General features: G+C 68.9%; 14 protein-coding genes. 8 read left to right on the top strand and 6 right to left on the bottom strand.

The window, feature by feature from the left end; all coding sequences use genetic code 11:
- Positions 1–245 precede the first annotated feature (245 nt).
- Positions 246–494, top strand: a complete 249-nt coding sequence (locus AB0K05_RS37255) for a hypothetical protein (protein WP_271275052.1) — start codon at positions 246–248, stop codon at positions 492–494.
- Here the strand turns inward: AB0K05_RS37255 and AB0K05_RS37250 are convergent.
- Positions 440–1,426 (bottom strand): NAD(P)-dependent oxidoreductase, encoded by a 987-nt coding sequence (locus AB0K05_RS37250; RefSeq protein ID WP_364235685.1) that lies wholly within the window; start codon positions 1,424–1,426, stop codon positions 440–442. The two genes, AB0K05_RS37255 and AB0K05_RS37250, sit on opposite strands and share 55 nt — an antisense overlap.
- 161 nt (positions 1,427–1,587) lie before the next feature.
- Here AB0K05_RS37250 and AB0K05_RS37245 point away from each other — a divergent pair, with 161 nt between their 5' ends.
- Positions 1,588–2,040 carry a MarR family transcriptional regulator gene (locus AB0K05_RS37245; RefSeq protein ID WP_219547281.1) on the top strand — a complete coding sequence of 151 codons (453 nt, stop codon included), beginning with the start codon at positions 1,588–1,590 and terminating at the stop codon, positions 2,038–2,040.
- Between the two features lie 223 nt (positions 2,041–2,263).
- Here AB0K05_RS37245 and AB0K05_RS37240 read toward each other — a convergent pair whose 3' ends face one another.
- A complete protein-coding gene (locus AB0K05_RS37240) occupies positions 2,264–4,669 on the bottom strand; it encodes an FtsX-like permease family protein (protein ID WP_364235681.1) in 2,406 nt (801 codons plus the stop codon).
- Positions 4,669–5,337, bottom strand: coding sequence for an ABC transporter ATP-binding protein (locus AB0K05_RS37235; RefSeq protein ID WP_271275133.1), 669 nt, complete (start codon positions 5,335–5,337; stop codon positions 4,669–4,671). The genes AB0K05_RS37240 and AB0K05_RS37235 overlap by 1 nt, the downstream gene beginning before the upstream one ends.
- Positions 5,338–5,516: 179 nt before the next feature.
- Here AB0K05_RS37235 and AB0K05_RS37230 point away from each other — a divergent pair, with 179 nt between their 5' ends.
- A complete protein-coding gene (locus AB0K05_RS37230; protein WP_271275056.1) occupies positions 5,517–6,191 on the top strand; it encodes a response regulator transcription factor in 675 nt (224 codons plus the stop codon).
- Between the two features lie 10 nt (positions 6,192–6,201).
- Complete coding sequence (locus AB0K05_RS37225; RefSeq protein WP_364235678.1) at positions 6,202–7,257, top strand: HAMP domain-containing sensor histidine kinase; 1,056 nt, start codon at positions 6,202–6,204, stop codon at positions 7,255–7,257.
- Between the two features lie 253 nt (positions 7,258–7,510).
- Here AB0K05_RS37225 and AB0K05_RS37220 read toward each other — a convergent pair whose 3' ends face one another.
- Positions 7,511–8,275 carry a VOC family protein gene (locus tag AB0K05_RS37220; protein ID WP_364235675.1) on the bottom strand — a complete coding sequence of 255 codons (765 nt, stop codon included), beginning with the start codon at positions 8,273–8,275 and terminating at the stop codon, positions 7,511–7,513.
- Between the two features lie 460 nt (positions 8,276–8,735).
- Between AB0K05_RS37220 and AB0K05_RS37215 the strand changes: the two genes are divergently transcribed.
- A complete protein-coding gene (locus AB0K05_RS37215; RefSeq protein WP_364235673.1) occupies positions 8,736–9,251 on the top strand; it encodes a hypothetical protein in 516 nt (171 codons plus the stop codon).
- 169 nt (positions 9,252–9,420) lie between these two features.
- Here the strand turns inward: AB0K05_RS37215 and AB0K05_RS37210 are convergent, their stop codons facing one another.
- The gene (locus tag AB0K05_RS37210) at positions 9,421–12,987 is read right to left on the bottom strand and encodes a hypothetical protein (protein WP_364235670.1); all 3,567 of its coding nucleotides are present in this window, start codon (positions 12,985–12,987) and stop codon (positions 9,421–9,423) included.
- A gap of 410 nt (positions 12,988–13,397) precedes the next feature.
- Here AB0K05_RS37210 and AB0K05_RS37205 point away from each other — a divergent pair, with 410 nt between their 5' ends.
- Both AB0K05_RS37205 and AB0K05_RS37200 read left to right on the top strand, forming a co-directional pair.
- Positions 13,398–13,865, top strand: a complete 468-nt coding sequence (locus AB0K05_RS37205; RefSeq protein WP_271275061.1) for a hypothetical protein — start codon at positions 13,398–13,400, stop codon at positions 13,863–13,865.
- Between the two features lie 100 nt (positions 13,866–13,965).
- Positions 13,966–14,490, top strand: coding sequence for an RICIN domain-containing protein (locus AB0K05_RS37200; RefSeq protein ID WP_364235667.1), 525 nt, complete (start codon positions 13,966–13,968; stop codon positions 14,488–14,490).
- Between the two features lie 911 nt (positions 14,491–15,401).
- Here AB0K05_RS37200 and AB0K05_RS37195 read toward each other — a convergent pair.
- Positions 15,402–15,881 (bottom strand): hypothetical protein, encoded by a 480-nt coding sequence (locus tag AB0K05_RS37195; RefSeq protein WP_271275063.1) that lies wholly within the window; start codon positions 15,879–15,881, stop codon positions 15,402–15,404.
- 346 nt (positions 15,882–16,227) lie between these two features.
- Between AB0K05_RS37195 and AB0K05_RS37190 the strand changes: the two genes are divergently transcribed.
- Positions 16,228–16,779, top strand: coding sequence for an RNA polymerase sigma factor (locus AB0K05_RS37190; protein ID WP_364235664.1), 552 nt, complete (start codon positions 16,228–16,230; stop codon positions 16,777–16,779).
- The last annotated feature ends 13 nt before the right edge of the window (positions 16,780–16,792 follow it).

The following is a 16,792-nucleotide window of genomic DNA, read 5'->3' as shown; positions in this document are numbered from 1 at the left end:
ACATCGACTAACGTCTATATTGACCGAGGTCGATGTAGCATGGGCGAACGCGAGATGAACAGTAGAGCGCTCGCGCTTCTCGCCGAGTGAGGACGCAGCTATCTCCCCTGGGGTCTTGGGCGTCGTGCGCGGCGCCGACCACGCCCCCACCGGTGTCGCGCCCTACGTATGTGTGGATGGGGCCGTCTCAGGTGAGCCGGGAAGTCTGGTCGGCGCGTCATGCTGTCGAGGCTTGAGGATGCACTGTGCGCGCCCGTGACCTGATCATCGACCTTCCCGTGATCGACCTGAACGCATCCGTCGGTGACGCGGTGCGGCTGCTCGCCGAGCGGGATCTGCCCGGACTCATCGTGGTCGGCGACGACGGATCGCCGTACATGTCCTGCCGGGCACCGAGGTTCTGCGGCTGGCCCGCGAGTACGGGCTCTCCGTCGTCACCTCACGAGAAGCTCATCTCCGCCAGGCCCTTCTCCAGCGTCACGTCAGGCGAGTAGCCCAGCTCCTTCCTGGCGGCGGTGATGTCGTAGGAACGGTCACGGCCGGTGAAGCTGACGAGCCAGTTCGTCAGCGGCGGCGCCGTCTTCCGGCGAAGCAGACGTGCCGTGCGGTCCATCATCGCCGCCATGGGCGCCGCCATCGCCAGGGGGACGCTGCGGCTCTTGGACAGATCCACGCCGCGGGTCGCCAGCAAGGGAGTCAGGAAGTCTCGGATGGGCATCGGCGTGCCGTCCGTCACGTAGTAGACCCCCTTGTGGCGGCCCCGCGTGAGCGCGAGGATCGCGGCACTGGCCAGGTTCTCGACGTGGACGAAGTCGACGATGTGCTTGCCGTCGTCGATCCAGGCGAACCGTCCGGCCTCGGCGACCTCGACCATCTCGTTGATCGTCTTCATTCCGCGGCCCCAGATGAACGGCGGGCGGAGCACCACCAGCTCGGTCTTCCCGCTGCGGGCTGCCAGGAGCGCGCGCTCGGTGGCCAGCTTGACCCGGCTGTAGGCGATGTTCGGCCGGCCCTCCGGCGTCGACTCGTCGACGACGGGACGGCGTTGACTGCCCGTGGAGACGGACGCGGCGCTGGTGAGCACGAAGCGTCGCACCCCGGCCGCGACGCTCGCGGCGTACAGGGCGGCCGTCGGCACGTGATTGGCCTGTTCGAAGAGCGAGTCGGGCCCCCAGAACTCCATGTACGCCGCGACGTGCACGACCGCGTCGGCCTCGCGCAGCTTGGCGAGCCAGTTCGGCGCCGGGGAGCCGGGCCGGCCGAGCTCGGCGAGATCGCCGGACACGGGTTCGGCGCCGGCCGCACGTACCCGCTGGATGCTCGAGCCCGATCTGGCCAGTGCCATGACCTCATGTCCCTCGGCGAGGAGGCGGTGGACGAGAGTTCCGCCGACGAAGCCGCTGCCGCCGGTGATGAAGATCTTCATGTGTTCACTCCTTGTGATTGAGCACACATTTATCGCGCGCCCTGGGGTCCTGAATGTGGCTCCGGCCACCTCGGGTGCATCGGCATCAAATAGTTTGACATCAATGCATCTACGTCTATGTAACCTCCCGTACGATGGGGGCGTCAAGTGGGAGGTGGGCGATGCCACACGCGGACAAGGGCGTGACCGCAGCACAGGTCGCCGACGAGTTCAGCCGTACGGCGAAGGTTCTCGTACGTCACTTCAACGAGCGTCTGGGCGAGCACGGGGTGTCGACACCGAGATCCCGTCTGGTGGTGGAGGTGGCGCGGTCGCAGCCGGTTCGTCTCACCGAGCTCGCTCTCGCGGTCGGCATCGCGCAGGGGACCGCCTCGACCCTGGTCGACGCGCTCGTCCGCGACGGACTGCTCGAACGCCAGACCAGCGCGGACGACCGCCGGTCCGTACTCCTTCGAGTGACGGCGCAAGGGGCCGCACTGGCTCAGGACTGGACGGCCGGCTATGAACTGGCGGCGGAAGAGCTGTTCAGGCCGCTCACTCCCGAGCAACTGTCAACACTGGTCGACATCTTGCGGACGCTCAGCGCCGACGAGGCGCCGGCCGCCGGCGACTGAAGAAGGCCTTGCCTGCGCGTGGATCGCCGGAGCGCCTCGCCGCCGATGATCCGCGATCGCGAAGTCGCAGGTGGTCCACGTCTTCCCTGAACCTCCGGTCATCTCTTCGTTGTCTGGCTATGAGTCGGTCGCGAAGCCTCCACGCACCAGGGTGGCTACAACTTCTCGGTCGCGATCGTCGAGTGCAGAGACAACACCGCTGCGGGTGATGATCCGTAGACCCTCAGTCGAGTGACAGTCCTGCGACCGGACTCACCCGGGCGGCCCGGCGTGCGGGGAGAACGGCGGCGAGGAGTCCGGCCAGGGCGGCGATGAGGACGACGACGCCGAGCGACAGCCAAGGGACGTGCATGGTGGCGTCGCGGAGGGCCGGTTTCACGATCGTCTCGCAGGCGGCCCAGGCGAAACCGACGCCGAGCACGGTGCCGAGCACGGTGGCCACCAGCGACAGCAGGACGGCCTCGGCCGCCAGCGTCCGCCGGAGCTGCCCGCGGGTGAGCCCGAGCGCGCGCAGCATCGCGTGTTCGCGGGCACGTTCGAGCACGGAGAGCCCGAGGGTGTTCGCGATCCCGATCAGGGCGATCACGATGGCGATGCCGAGCAGGCCGAGCGCTGACCAGGTGTAGATCTGCAGCTGCTGGTCCAGCGACTCCCAGGTGCGCAAACCGTTCTCGATCGTCGCGCCGACGGGATCGGCCAGCTCGTCCAGGTCGGCGCCGAGCCGAGCCGGGTCGGCGCCGGTGGAGGCGCGGATCCAGACGGCACGCGGCTCGGGGGCGTCGGTGAGAGTCGCCAGCGTCTCGGGCGCGACCACGCCGGCCGGGCCCCAGCCGGTGCCGACGGCCACCTGCAGCTGGGCCCACCGGTCGCCGGCGCGCACCGTGACCCGGTCACCCGGCCGCGGAGTCAGGCCCTTGCCGAAGGCGTCGGAATCGATTCTGATCTTCCCTGGCTCGACCTGTGCGAACACTCCGCCGTCGCGGGCCACCTGCCCGGCGGCGGGCGCGGTGACGACCGGAATCGGGTCGTGGAGCCCGGCCATCTGGGCCACGGCGCCATACACGGGAATCGCCTGCTCCACACCGGGAGTGCGACGTATCCGGGTGAGGAGGTCAGTGGTGAGCGGACGCGTGGGCGAGGTGAGCGCGATGTCTATGGGGTGGTCTCTGCCGATCTGCTCGTTCAAGGACGTACGCCATGTGGCCATCCCGGTGAGTACGGCGATCGTCAGGGTGACGCCGACCAGCAGGGAGGCGGTGGTGGTGGCAGTCCGGCGCGGATGGTGTGCGGCGTTCTCGGCCGCGAGCCGTACGGTGGGGCCGAGCGGCGCGCCCGCGATCCGGACCAGGCGGGGGACGAGCACCGGACCGGAGAGCAACACCCCGGCGAACACCGATCCTCCGCCTGCCAGCATGAGCGCCGTGCTGCTCCTGTCCATCGCCACCCCCAGCAGGGCCAGTCCGATGACCAGCAGGAGCGCGGGCCGCGCCAGGCCGGTGCGGGTGCGCGCGTCCACCCCGGCGTCCGGGCGCAGCGCCGCCAGCGGGCTCACCCGGATCACGCGCCGGGTCGGCAACCAGGACGCGACCATGGTGACCGCCAGGCCGACGGCGAACCCTCCCAGCAGCCAGGGCACGGGCAGCTCGGCGGCGCCCATCGGCACGGCGGACGCGAGGGCGTCGATCAGGGCGATCAGCCCGTAGCCGAGACCGACGCCGACCAGTGTCCCGGTCAGCGACGCGAGCACGCCGACGACGGCCGCCTCGCGGCGTACGGACCGCACCACCTGCCGCCGGGTAGCCCCGATGCAGCGCAGCAGCGCGAAGTCGCGGAGTCGTCGCGCGAACAGGATGGAGAAGGTGTTCGCGATGACGAGGATCGAGACGAACAGGGCGATGCCGGCGAACAACAGCAACATCACCGACAGGCTGTCGACCCTGTTCTGCACGTGGGTCAGCCGCTCAGCGGTGAACGCCTCCGGCGACAGCGCCTTGGCGCCTCCAGGGAGCGGGCCCACTTCGCCACGCACCGCCACCGAGCCCAGATGGAGGTGGTCGCGCCACAGCATCAACTGGGGCCAGGTGACGTACATCGAGGCATGGGCCGGGGGAGAGGGCGACTCCACGAGACCGACCACCTGGACGTCGGCCGCGGCGGCTCCCACCCCGATCGTGATCCGGTCGCCGACCGCGATGTCCTCGGCCAAGGCGGCATACACGTCCACTACGGCCTCGCCCGTACGCGCAGGGAAACGGCCCGAGCTGAGCTCCTGCCAGCGCCACACCTGCGAGGTGGCGATCGGCCCTACGGTCGTCGTGTCCGAGAGCTGCCGGCTCCCGGCGCGCGCCGGAAGCGTCGCCCGGCCGATCGCGGACGCGTTCTCGCCGTGCCGCTCGGTGAAGGCGATCACGGCCTCCGGGTCCAGCTCGGACGACGGCCACCCCTCGGGGGAGACCACGTGCTCGGCATTGCGGTACGGCGCCCCCAGTCCGTCCATGAGCCCGCTTCGCGCGCCGGACGTGAGTATGCCGACCACGACGACGAAGGCGACGGCGACGGTGACCGCGACCGCCGCCGCGACGTACCTGCGGCTGTACGTGCGCAGCGACGCGAGGAAGACGGCACGCATCAGGCGATCCGCCCGTCCTGCATGGTGACCACGTGGTCGGCGTACGCCGCCGCGTCCCGCTCGTGGGTGACCATCACGACGGTCTGGCCGAGTTCGCGTGCCGAGCGGCGCAGGTGGTCCAGCACCTCCGCCGACGTGGTGCTGTCCAGGTTTCCCGTGGGCTCGTCGGCGAACAGCAGGTCCGGCTGTGTGATCAGGGCGCGCGCGATCGCGACCCGCTGCTGCTGGCCGCCGGACAGCTCCGCGGGCCGGTGCGCGAGCCTGTCGGCCACGCCGAGGATGTCGGAGAGCAGGCGGACGCGTTCCCGCGCCGCGTCGTCGATCCGGCGGCCGCCCAGTTCGAGGGGGAGCACGATGTTCTCGCCCGCGGTGAGCATCGGCAGCAGGTTGAACGACTGGAACACGAAGCCGACGTGCTCGCGGCGGAAGATCGTGAGCGCGTCGTCGTCGAGCGATCCGAGGTCGGTGCCTGCCACCGTGACGGTGCCGCCGCTGGCCTGGTCGAGTCCGGCCAGGCAGTGCATCAGCGTGGATTTACCCGATCCGCTCGGGCCCATGATCGCGGTGAACCCGCCTCGCGGGAGGTCGAGGTCGATGCCGCGCAGTGCATGGACCTGGGTTTCGCCCCGGCCGTAGGTCTTGGTCAGGTTCCGCGCGCGGGCGGCCACGGCGCCTGGGCTCGCGGCCGTCCCGGAAAGCCGCGGGGCCGGGTCATGTCGTGAGCCGGTCACTGCCGGGTCCTCGCTTCGCTGTGGGCCATGCCCGCAGTCAAGGCGGCGCGGTGTTGTCAGCACGTATGCGGTTTCCGATACGCCGGCGATACGCCCGGGCTCCTAGCATCGAGTGCATGCGTGTGTTGATCGTCGAGGACGAGCCCTACCTGGCAGAGGTCATCCGCGACGGGCTGCGCCTGGCGGCGATCGCGGCTGACATCGCCGGTGACGGCGACACCGCGACGGAGCTGCTGAGCGTCAACGCCTACGACATCGCCGTCCTCGACCGCGACATCCCCGGCCCCTCCGGCGACGAGATCGCCAAGCGCATCGTGGCCTCGGGCAGCGGCATGCCCATCCTCATGCTCACCGCCGCCGACCGGCTCGACGACAAGGCCTCCGGGTTCGGGCTCGGGGCCGACGACTACCTCACCAAGCCCTTCGATTTCCAGGAGCTCGTGCTCCGCCTCCGGGCACTCGACCGCAGGCGCGCGCACAACAGGCCGCCCGTACGCGAGATCGCCGGCCTGCGCCTGGACCCGTTCCGCCGCGAGGTCCACCGCGACGGCCGCTACGTCGCGCTCACCCGCAAACAGTTCGCCGTGCTCGAAGTCCTCGTCGCCGCCGAAGGCGGTGTCGTCAGCGCGGAAGAACTCCTGCGGCGGGCGTGGGACGAGAACGCCGACCCCTTCACCAACGCCGTCCGCATCACGGTCTCGGCGCTGCGCAAACGGCTCGGCGAACCGTGGCTCATCGCCACCGTGCCCGGAGTCGGCTACCGCATCGACGCGGGAGACGAGGGTGGATAGGGCGCGCGGCATGAGCGTCCGGCTCAAGCTCACCCTCAGCTACGCCGGGTTCCTCATGCTCGCGGGCGCGTTGCTGCTCGCCGCCGTGTGGGTGTTCCTCCTGCGGTATGTGCCCGACGGCTGGCCCGCCCTTCTCTACGTGGCGCCCAACCGCATCCTCCTCCTGGGGGCCTTCGCCCCCGCGGCGGCCGCGGTGATGGCGTTCCTGCTGGTGTTCGGCCTGCTGGGAGGATGGATTCTCGCCGGACGCATGCTCGCCCCCCTGACCCGCATCACCGACGCCACGCGCATGGCCGCGAACGGATCGCTCTCCCACCGGATCCGGTTGCCCGGCCGCGCGGACGAGTTCCGCGAACTCGCCGACGCCTTCGACGCCATGCTCGTACGGCTCGAAGCACACGTCGCCGAGCACCAGCGATTCGCGGCCAACGCCTCACACGAACTCCGCACCCCGCTGGCGATCTCACGGACGCTTCTCGACGTGGCCCGCCGCGATCCCGACCGTGACACCGGCGAACTCGTCGAACGCCTGCACGCCGTCAACACCCGGGCGATCGACCTCACCGAGGCGCTCCTCATGCTCAGCCGCGCCGACCGGAGATCCTTCGTACGGGAACGCGTCGACCTGTCCCTGGTCGTGGAAGAGGCCGTCGAGACACTGCTCCCGCTCGCGGAGAAACGCGGTGTCACCATCGAGACCTCAGGTGAGATCACCCCGGTTGAGGGGTCGCAGGCGCTCCTGCTGCAACTGGCGACGAACCTGGTGCACAACGCGATCGTGCACAACCTGCCCGTACAGGGAACCGTGTGGATCAAGACCGGCATCGGCCCCGAGGCGCTCACCGTCGAGAACACCGGCGAGAAGCTGTCTCCAGAGGTGGTCCCGGCACTCACGGAACCGTTTCAGCGCGGCACGGGAAGAGTACGCGACGACCACGCGGGCGTCGGACTCGGCCTGGCCATCGTCAAGAGCATCACCCACGCGCACGATGGAACACTCACCATCGTCGCGCGCCCCGCGGGCGGGCTCGGCATCGCCGTTCAGCTACCCGCGTGCAATCGATGAGCTGCGACTGCGGAAACCAATCGCCCGTCGATCAGCGTCGCCTGTCGATACCGGACGTGAGTACGGACTTCGGGCGGGAGGCTGTTCCCGGTGCTGCGAGCACGGCTCACGCCCCAGGCGGCGAGGGCCGGCAGTGCGGTTCCGCCCAGCCCGCCGGCCCGACCGGCGCCGCACGTGGCCAGACACTCGCCGGTGGCCCGCCGCTCCGGGCAACCGGTCAAGATCCGCGCGGCCGCACTGGGGTGGCGGTGCGTCAGCCGGAGCTGGTGATGACGGCGAAACGGGCACCGTGCGGATCGGACAGGGATGCCATTCGGCCCACGCCCTTCACCTCCTCCGCCGGGCTGCGGACCGTGCCGCCGAGCTCCTGGCACCGGGCCACTGCCGCGTCGCAGTCGGGCACTTCGAAGTAGGTCAGCCAGTGGGGCCGGTCGCCGGGTGCGAGCGGCGCCAGACCTGCCACAGACGAGCCGGTGCCCGGCGCGCTGCCGAACGGAGAGATCAGCTGATAGGTGACATCACCCATCCGCGCGTCCTCGAACCGCCAGCCGAAGACAGACTTGTAGAAGCCGCGGACGGCTGAAGTGTCGGACCCGTGGAGCTCGATCCAGGCCATCGAGCCAGGCTCGTTGACCAGGTCCACGCCCGGCACGTCGCCGGGCAGCCAGATCGCGAACTCGGCGCCGGCCGGATCCCTGAACCGTGCCATCTGTCCCTGGGACGCCATGTCCACCGGCGGCATGAGGACGGTGCCGCCCGCCCGCTCGACCGTCTGGCTGGTGGCCTCGCAGTCCGACACCAGGAAGTAGGGGGTCCAGGCAGTGGTGACCGCCTCTCCCATAAGCGCGCCGATTCCCGCGACGTTCCTGCCGCCGAGCTGGCAGAAGGCGTATTCGGGCACCTGCTCCTCGAACTCCCAGCCGAACAGGCCGCCGTAGAACCGTTCGGCGGTCTCCAGGTGCGGGCTGTCGAGCTCGACCCAGCACGGTGAGCCGGGCACGAACCGGGTGGTGAGCATCGGTGCTCCTTCATCGCCATGTGAGGGTGGACAGCCTCGCGGAGCGGGAGGCAACTCCACTCGTGGCTCCAAGCGTGGCATGACTACCTGCGAAGACACGGGTGACACGCTTTCCCGAGAAGAGGTACGAACGATCACGTGAACAGGCCGGCGCCTACGGCGGGCAGCAACGTCGGGAGCGCGGCGAGGATCATTCTCATTTCTCTGGGGAGCACGTATCCGGCCTTATGTGGTCGGCTCGAAGCAAAAGGGTGAGCCGGCTCATGCCGACCTGATCTTCAGGACGCTCCTTGTGGCGTGCAAGTCCCCCACAAGATCAATTGATCATGATGGGCCCGTAACCATAACGGGAGGACATGTCATGCGCGCTCGCGTAGGTTTGACGGCCGGAGTGCTGGCGGGACTCTGTCTCGGGGCGACAGGGATGGCCGTGGCGTCAACGCAGAACACGGACACAGGAGTGATCACCGCCTGTGTGCGGGAAGACGGGACGGTCAGGATCCCCCCGGGGGCCCTGCCGCAGTCGACGGCGCCGCAGTCGATCGCCACGGTAAGTCCCACGCCGTTTCCCACCAGCGGAGGCGTCTGCGGGGTCCGTGAGCGGGAGATCACCTGGAACCAGTCCGGCCCGGTCGGCCCCGCGGGCCCGCGGGGAGACATCGGTGCCCAGGGACCACAGGGGGATCGCGGGGCTCCCGGTCTGTCGGAGGTGGAGACGGTGATGGGGTCGACGGTGTCCATCGCCCCCGGCGGTTCCGATAACTCCACCGCGCAGTGCCCGCCGGGCAAGATCGTCATCGGGGGCCGGTACCAGCTGCTTGAGGAGACCCGTGAGCTTTACAGTGATGCCGAGGTCCGGATCCCGGACATGGGTACCGGTCCCTTCAACACGTACTGGCACGTGCGTGTGAGTAACGTGAGCGACGAGGTGGTCCGGATCCGGCCCTGGGCGACGTGCGCGAAGGTCGGCCAGTAGCCGAGCCGGCAACGGCTGTAACGCTGGGTGGTGGCCGGCGGTGTGGCCGAACAGCTCCTGGACCTCGGCCGGCGGCACCCCGGCATCGGAAGCGGCGGTGGCGGCGTCGCTCTCGCGGTGTACTGGGATTCGCGCTGCTGAGCCAGCGTGGCCCTCTTCGGCAGCCTCCTCAGCCGTGGTCATCGGGGGAACAGAGCACTGGCTTCGGCCATGTCGGCACGTATCTGTGCCATTCCTGGTCGGACAGGTCGGAGCGGGTGGCCGCGCATACCTGCCCGGCCACCCGCTCCGGATCGGTGGTCCACAGCAGGACGTCGCCGGTGACTCCGCCGGTCATCAGGCCGTTCGGGGTGTACGCGACGCCTGCGAAGCCGGTGCCCGCGCTGAGGATCGTCGTCGTCGACCGATCGGCCGTGTCCCACAACCGGACTGTCTTGTCCAGGGATGTGCTGGCCAGTTCGCGGCCGTCCGGGGAGAAGGCCAGTTTGAGGACTTCGCCGGTGTGGCCCGTCAGCGTGGCGATCAGCCTGCGGCCGGGGATGTCCCACAAGCGAACGGTCTTGTCGTCACCCGCGCTGGCCAGCAGCCTTCCGTCAGGGCTGAAGACGACGTCACGCACCACGCTGGTGTGGCCTGTCAGCGGCTCCCCGGTCGCGGTCCGAGTCGTCACGTCCCACAGGCGGACCGTCTTGTCGTTGGCGCCGGTGGCGAGGGTGCGGCCGTCAGGGCTGAACGCGATCCCGGTCACGGAGTTCGTGTGCCCGGTGAGCGGCGCCCCGGAGGGCGAGCGAGTGGTGGTGTCCCACAGCCGGACGGCCATGTCCATGCCCGCGGTGGCCACCAGGCGTGCGTCAGGGCTGAACGCCAGGCCGCGGACCCAGTCGACATGCCCGGTGAGCGGCTTGCCTATCGGTACGCGGCTCGCGGCGTCCCACAGCCGCAGCGTTCCGTCCCAGCTGCCCGTCGCCAGGATCCCGCCTTGCGGGCTGAACGCCATCGCACGCACTTCGGCGGTGTGCCCGGTGAGGGGCGCTGCGAGGGGTGCGTGGGTGGTGGCCGCCCATAATCGCACCGTCCGGTCATCGGCCGCGGTGCCCAGGACGTGACCGTCAGGGCTCACCGCCACGGCGTAGACAGCGTCGGTGTGCGCGGGCATGAGGTTCTCCCGCAGGGGCCAGATCAGTGTCATGCCGTCCGAGTCGCCGCCCGCGAGCGCGGAGCCGTCAGGGCTGAAGGCGATGTTCAGGACACTGCTCGTCGATCCGATGAGTGCGGTGCCCCGCTGCCGTCCGCTGGTGATGTCCCAGATCCGCACCGTCTTGTCCCAGCCGCTGGAGGCCAGCGTGCGGCCGTCCGGGCTGAACGCCACGCCGTACGTGACGTTGGTGTGCCCGGTCAGCGGGCCGCCGACCGGGGTCCTGGTCGCCACCTCCCACAGGCGCACTGTCTTGTCAGCGCTGGTCGAGGCGAGAAGTTCGCCGTCCGGGCTGAACGCGACACCGTTGGTGACGTTGGTGTGCCCGGTCAGCGGGCCACCGGCCGGGGTCCGGGTCACGACGTTCCAGAGGCGCACCGTCTTGTCGTTGCTCGATGTGGCCGCCGTGACGCCGTCGGAGCTGAGCGCTATCCCGGTGATCGGACCCCTGTGACCGACCATCGGCTCGCCGACCGCGGTCCGGCGGACGGTGTCCCAGGTCCGCAGGACGCCGTCGGCGCCGCCGGTGACGAGCAGACGTCCGTCGGGGCTGAACGCTATCCCGGTGATCGGCCCCGTATGCCCGGTCATGGGCTCACCGAGCGGTGCCCGGCGGGCGACGTCCCACAGCCGTACGGTCCGGTCGTAGGAGGCGGTCGCCAGGACGGATCCGTCCGGGCTGAACGCCAGGCCGTTCACCACCGCGGTGTGACCGGTCAAGGGGGCACCGGCCTGGGTTCGGGTCGCCAAGTCCCACAGGCGCACGGTCGCGTCTCCCGCCGAGGTTGCCAGGATGCGGCCATCCGGGCTGTACACCACGTCGCGTACCTCGCCGGTGTGCCCGCGCAGCCGGGTGGGCAGCGGGTACGCCTGGGTGCTGATCAGGCTGTCACGAGTGGCCGCGACGTCCGGCGCCGTCCGCCACGCGGCGAGGCTGAGCTGGGCGGCACGCAGGGGATCGGTCTCACGCAGCGCGGTGGCCTCGGCGACCAGTTGACGCGCGACCGCCACCCGGTGCTGGTCGCGGGCGTCGGCACGCTGCTGCAGAGTGATCACGGACGCCGTGGCGAGCAACGTCACCACCGTCGCGGTGGCCACCCGCAGGTGAAGCGTGCGCCGTCTGCGGGATCGGGCCTGCGTGTCCCGCGAGTGAATCGCGGCGTCGAGAAACTCCCGTTCGCCGGCGTTGAGGCGGACCGCCCGGTGCGCCGGGCCGGCCCACGCCAGCACCTGGTCGAGCTGGGTCGCCCGGTAGAGCAGCTCAGGGTCGCGTCCGGAGGACTGCCAAGCCTGGGTCGCGTCCGTGAGCTTGCGATGGAGCAGCACACTTTCGCGGTCGTCGGTGAGCCAGCGACTCAGCCGGGGCCAGGCGCGGATCAGCGCCTCGTGCGCGACCTCGACGCTGTCGGTGCCGATGACGACGAGCCGGGCGGCGGCGAGCTTGTCCAGCACCCGGTTCACGGTGCGGGGATCGCCGACGGTGGCCAGTTCGCCGTGGCGTGCGCGGCGCCGGGTGTCGCCGATGCCATCGCCGAGCGCGGTCAGCCGCACGAAGACCTGGCAGGCCACCTCCTGTTCCGTGGCGTCGAACTCGGCGTAGAGGCGCTCGGCGGTCTGGGCGAGGGCGCCGTGCACACCGCCGCACACCTGGTAGCCCGCCCTGGTCATGGTGTTGTTGCGCCGGTGCCGATAGGTCTCCAGTAGCGCGTGCGACAGCAGCGGCAGCCCGCCGGGTTCGTCGGTGATGTCGGCGATCATGGTCGCGACGAGTTCCCGCTCGATGGTCAGCCCGGCCATCGCCGCGGGCTGGGTGATCGCGGAGCGCAGCTCGTCCCGGGTCATGGGGCCGACGAGCACCTGGGCACCTTGCCCCAGCACCTCCAGCAGGCCGGGGTGGGTCGCGCAGTGCCCGTAGAAGTCGGCGCGGACACCCAGGACGACCTTGGCCACCCGGCCAGGTCCGCGAGCGGCGTCAAGCAGGACGTCGATGAACTCGGCCCGTTCGCCCGCGTCCGGGCACAGCGTGAACAACTCCTCGAACTGGTCGACCAGCAACAGGACCCGGGTTCCGCCGGTGGGGTCGGCATGGCGCAGCGCCCGGTCGAGCCAGCCGGGTTCGCCGCGGCCGGGTTCACCGCCGCACAGCTCCGCGACGGCGCGGGTGAGCTCCCGTAGCGGCTGCCCGGTGGGCGTCAGCAGAACCCAGGACCACTCGTGCCCGGAGAACGCGGGATGCGCCCGGGTCGCGGGAACGAGACCCGCGCGGATCAGCGAGGACTTCCCGCTTCCCGACGCGCCGAACACCGCGACGACCGGCGCCTGGGCGACCTGGTGGACCAGGCGCTCGACCAGGCTGGCGCGCCCGAAGTATCGATCGGCGTCCTCGGGCTGGAACGCGGCCAGGCCGAGGTAAGGCGACGCGCCATCACCGGCCGGATCCGTCCGGTCGCGTGCCGATTCCTCGGCCAGCGCCCGGTAGCGCGTCTCCCATTCCCGGCGATCGCCGCCGCACGCCTGCACATATGCCAGCGTGACCGTCAACGACGGCAGTGTCCGCCCGCCGGCCGCCTCGGCCAACGCCGTCGCCGAGTAATGCGCACGTTTGGACAACTCCCGATAGCTGGGCTGTCCCGCTTTCGACCGTAACTGCCGCAGCTCGAACGCGAAACGCTGTAACGAATTCGCATCTGGATCAAGCGGACGCTCACGTCTGCCCATGCCCCCACTCCCCGGCGGCCCATCTTTGTTTGTTCAGCGGCACGAGCGGTCCTGAACAATCTCCCTGATGCTATGTCTGGAATCGGCAGGACGCGGCGACCCCTCGCCGTGAGAGCTCATCGCGGGGTGGAGATCACGAGTAGGTGACCTTTCCTGCCTGATCACGCAGAAAAATGTCCATGCCAAACACACGGCGCCCCTCGGGGAGGGGACTGATTTCGGGGAGACGACAAGTGTCGAAAGCGAAGATCGCGGTGCTCGCCGCAGCGGTGACAGGAATGGCGGCCGGCCCCGTGCTCGCCGCGGCGGCTCCGGCCCACGCTGTTTCGTGCAGTTCTTCGGGGATTTTCACCGCGGCGGTCCGCGAACTGTCTCAGGACATCGGGTACAACGGGCCGCGGACTGTCAAGCTGCAACTGGTCAACATCAGGAGCAGCGACTACAGCTACGCCTTCCTGACGGGAGCCGGAGGCACCGGGGTGCAGCGGGGGGACTCGGTCTGGGTCGAGTGGAAGAACACCAGTACGAGTCCATGGGAGAAGTGCCCGGCGTCGACGGCGGCCACGGACGCCACGGCGGCCGTCAGATCCACCGGCGCCCACAACATCAACCACCCGATGCGGGCGTGCCTGTCGTACTGGGCTACGGCGATCTACCGCAGCACCGTGTGCACCGGATCCTTCACCGATCACCCTGAGTAATGAACCGCGGCGCCCGGCGGCGCCATCACGGACAGCGGTGCGTGCCACCGACGGAGACGGGAGAATTCAGGTGCGAACATCTCACAAAGTGATCAGTGCCGTGTCAACGGCGTTGCTGGTCGTCGTGGGCGTCGGCGCGAGCAACGCCGTCGCGGAGGCGGTCCCTACCGCCACCGCCGGTGTGGCGGCCGTGGGCTCCCGGCTGATCAACGGCGACGGAGACACTTCCGGAACCTGCCTCGAGATCGAGTACGGCGGTACGGGCACAGGAGTCCGCATGGCCGGCTGCCACGTCAACGCCCACCAGAGCTGGCGCTTCACCACCCACACCGGGGGTTACGTCGCCATCCGCAGCCATGACCCCGACCAGGCGGGCAACTGTCTCAGCGCCGGTAGCGTCGTGTCGGAGTCGCCGTTCATGAGGGACTGCACGGACGGGGTCGACGCGGACATGGCCTGGACCCAGATCCACCGCTCGAACGGGTGGTTCCAGCTGCACAGCAAGGCCTACCAAGGCCTGTGCCTCGCAGTGATCGACATCGGCGCGAGAGATCTGGTGACGATGCACCAGTGTGGTGGCGCGACCCAGGGCAACCAACTCTGGCACTGGGCCTCAGTCGGCTGACCCACGGACGGCGCTGATCGAGGAGATCGGCGTACGGCAGGACGGGAGCGGGCCTGCGCTCGCCGAGAACTTCGTCCATGCGGGCCAAGCCGCATGTGAGTAGCTCGTGGAGTACGGCGACGACGCGCTGGTTCTCGCGGTCGACGTGGAAGATCCACTATGCCGACCTGCCGGTCATGCCGACCCGGACACCGATCGGGACGGGTGGCCGGCAGTGGTCGTCCGCGGACAGGTGGATCTTGGTTGTGCAGCCGTTACGGGAGTGGCCCAAGCACGTTCCAGTCTGATTACCTCCACCAGTCGGACGGCCAGCGTGGCCAGCACCGGATCGCCCCGGTTTGTCCCGCCGTGAATCCCCACAACCTTCCCAGAATATGATGGTAAGAGGAGAAACAAGCGGGGCTGTATGGGAGTATTGGCCGGTTGATGGTCGAGCGATAGGCGAAGTCCAGAAGATTGGAACGGTGCTAGCGGAAGCGGAGTCGAGATTCAATGAGTCGAATTCCGTCGTCGTAACACACTACGTAATCGTAGATATGGGGTCGTCTGATCCTCGGGCCGCCCTTGAGCAGGCGATAGGCAACTTGCGGGAAGCTCGCTGGCGGGTCGAAACTGACCGCGCGCCGGCATGGGTGCAAATGATGTCTCATCGATGGAAAAATGTCCTGCTAACGGTGGAGACAGCGGATTCATATTTGGCTGGAGGTTCTATGTCTAAGGCTTCAGTATGGCTGAAATTGCAACCTGATGCTGAAGATCGCAACACTCTGCTCGTCCTTTACCTGCGTCGCATGGACACTTAGGAGTATTTGCTAAGCATTGTCAGTTTGTTCAGTGGGCGCGTCTATTCGGTGCCACCGAACCTTGAGCGCGTGCCGGCGAAGGCCGAGCGGGTCCAGGACGGCCAAGCATCAGTCCCACGAGTTGAAGAGCGTCGCGCCAAGGGTCTGCGGCTTCCAGTGCTTGATCTGGCTCCACTCCGCAGTGGACAGAGCAGCAGTGTCCGCCTCTGCCAGGGGTGCCATGAGCAGCGACGCGCTCAAGACGGTAAAGCCGCAGTCGTTGAGGGAGGCTGCCCAGGCGGGTGGATCCTGGAACCCGTCGGCGTACCAGTAGCGCAGGTCGTCCACGAAGGCGATCAGTGGATACTGAGCGTGGAACAGCGCAACGTGCACTCCATCTCGATCGTTGATCGTTGCGCTGTGAAAGTTCTGCGGATACTGCTGTTCCGCGAAAGTCCCGACCTGCCCGCAGGCGGCCCGGGCTGCGGCGTACCAGACGGTACGACACGCCCGGGGATCAGTCTCTGGCAGCGGCGAGTCTCTGGAGTGACGGAACCCCGTTGAGCCCCGCTCCAGCCGGAAGGCGACCTGTGGGCTGTCCGCCTTCAACCCCCTCGGTCCTCTTCGCCGTCATAGGACAGTTGGCAACTACTGAAACACACTTCCGCAGCTCAGAGTACGGTGATCGTGTGATCGTGGGCCAGGCACTGATCCGACCAGCGGTCACAGTGATCCCTGATTGAGAGTCGACCTGAATGAATGCCCAATGCCGGGGATGCCAGCGCCCCGAGTGAGTGTCAAGCTGCGCTACCGCCGACTCACGCACTGTCCAAGGGCTCTTCCCCTGATCAGGCGGTGACCTGAACCGAGGCTCAGCGACGGGCCGTGAAAGCATCACGGCACTTCGGGCAAGAACGGACGACCATCGTTCACTTGACCCAGCGGAGACGCCTGTATGGCCGTTCCACCTGACCTGGCCGACCCACCCGATCTACGGGTGGACTTCGAGCAGATCTTCAATGCGCACTTCACCGAGATCCACCGCTACATCGCCAGGCGGTTGTCCGACGACGTCGCCGACGACCTGGCCGCCGAGGTGTTCCTGGCGGCCTATCGGGGCGGCTACGACGCCTCGCGCGGTGGGGTGCGTCCGTGGCTGTACGGGATCGCCACCCACCTCATCGCACGGCATCGCCGTACCGAGGTCCGCAGATGGAAGGCGCTCAGCCGGACGGCCGAGCGCGACGCGCACAGTCCCGAGGACGCTGCTCTGGCCCGCGTGGCCGCGGGTCAGCTGACCGGCAAGCTGGCGGGGGCGCTGGCCGGACTCAACCGCGGGGACCGCGACGTCGTGCTGCTGAGCATGTTGGGCGAGCTCAGCCACGCCGAGGTCGCCGCAGCCCTGCAGATCCCGGCGGGTACGGTCGCCTCCCGGCTCAACAGGGCCCGCAGGCAGCTCCGCAAGGCACTCGGCGACGTCAACCCTTTGGAGGACACCCATGGATGAGCTGAGCCTCCTG

It is taken from the genome of Nonomuraea sp. NPDC049486, from assembly GCF_040676925.1.
In the GTDB taxonomy this organism is placed as follows: domain Bacteria; phylum Actinomycetota; class Actinomycetes; order Streptosporangiales; family Streptosporangiaceae; genus Nonomuraea; species Nonomuraea ferruginea.
This window is presented reverse-complemented; position numbering and strand designations above follow the sequence as displayed.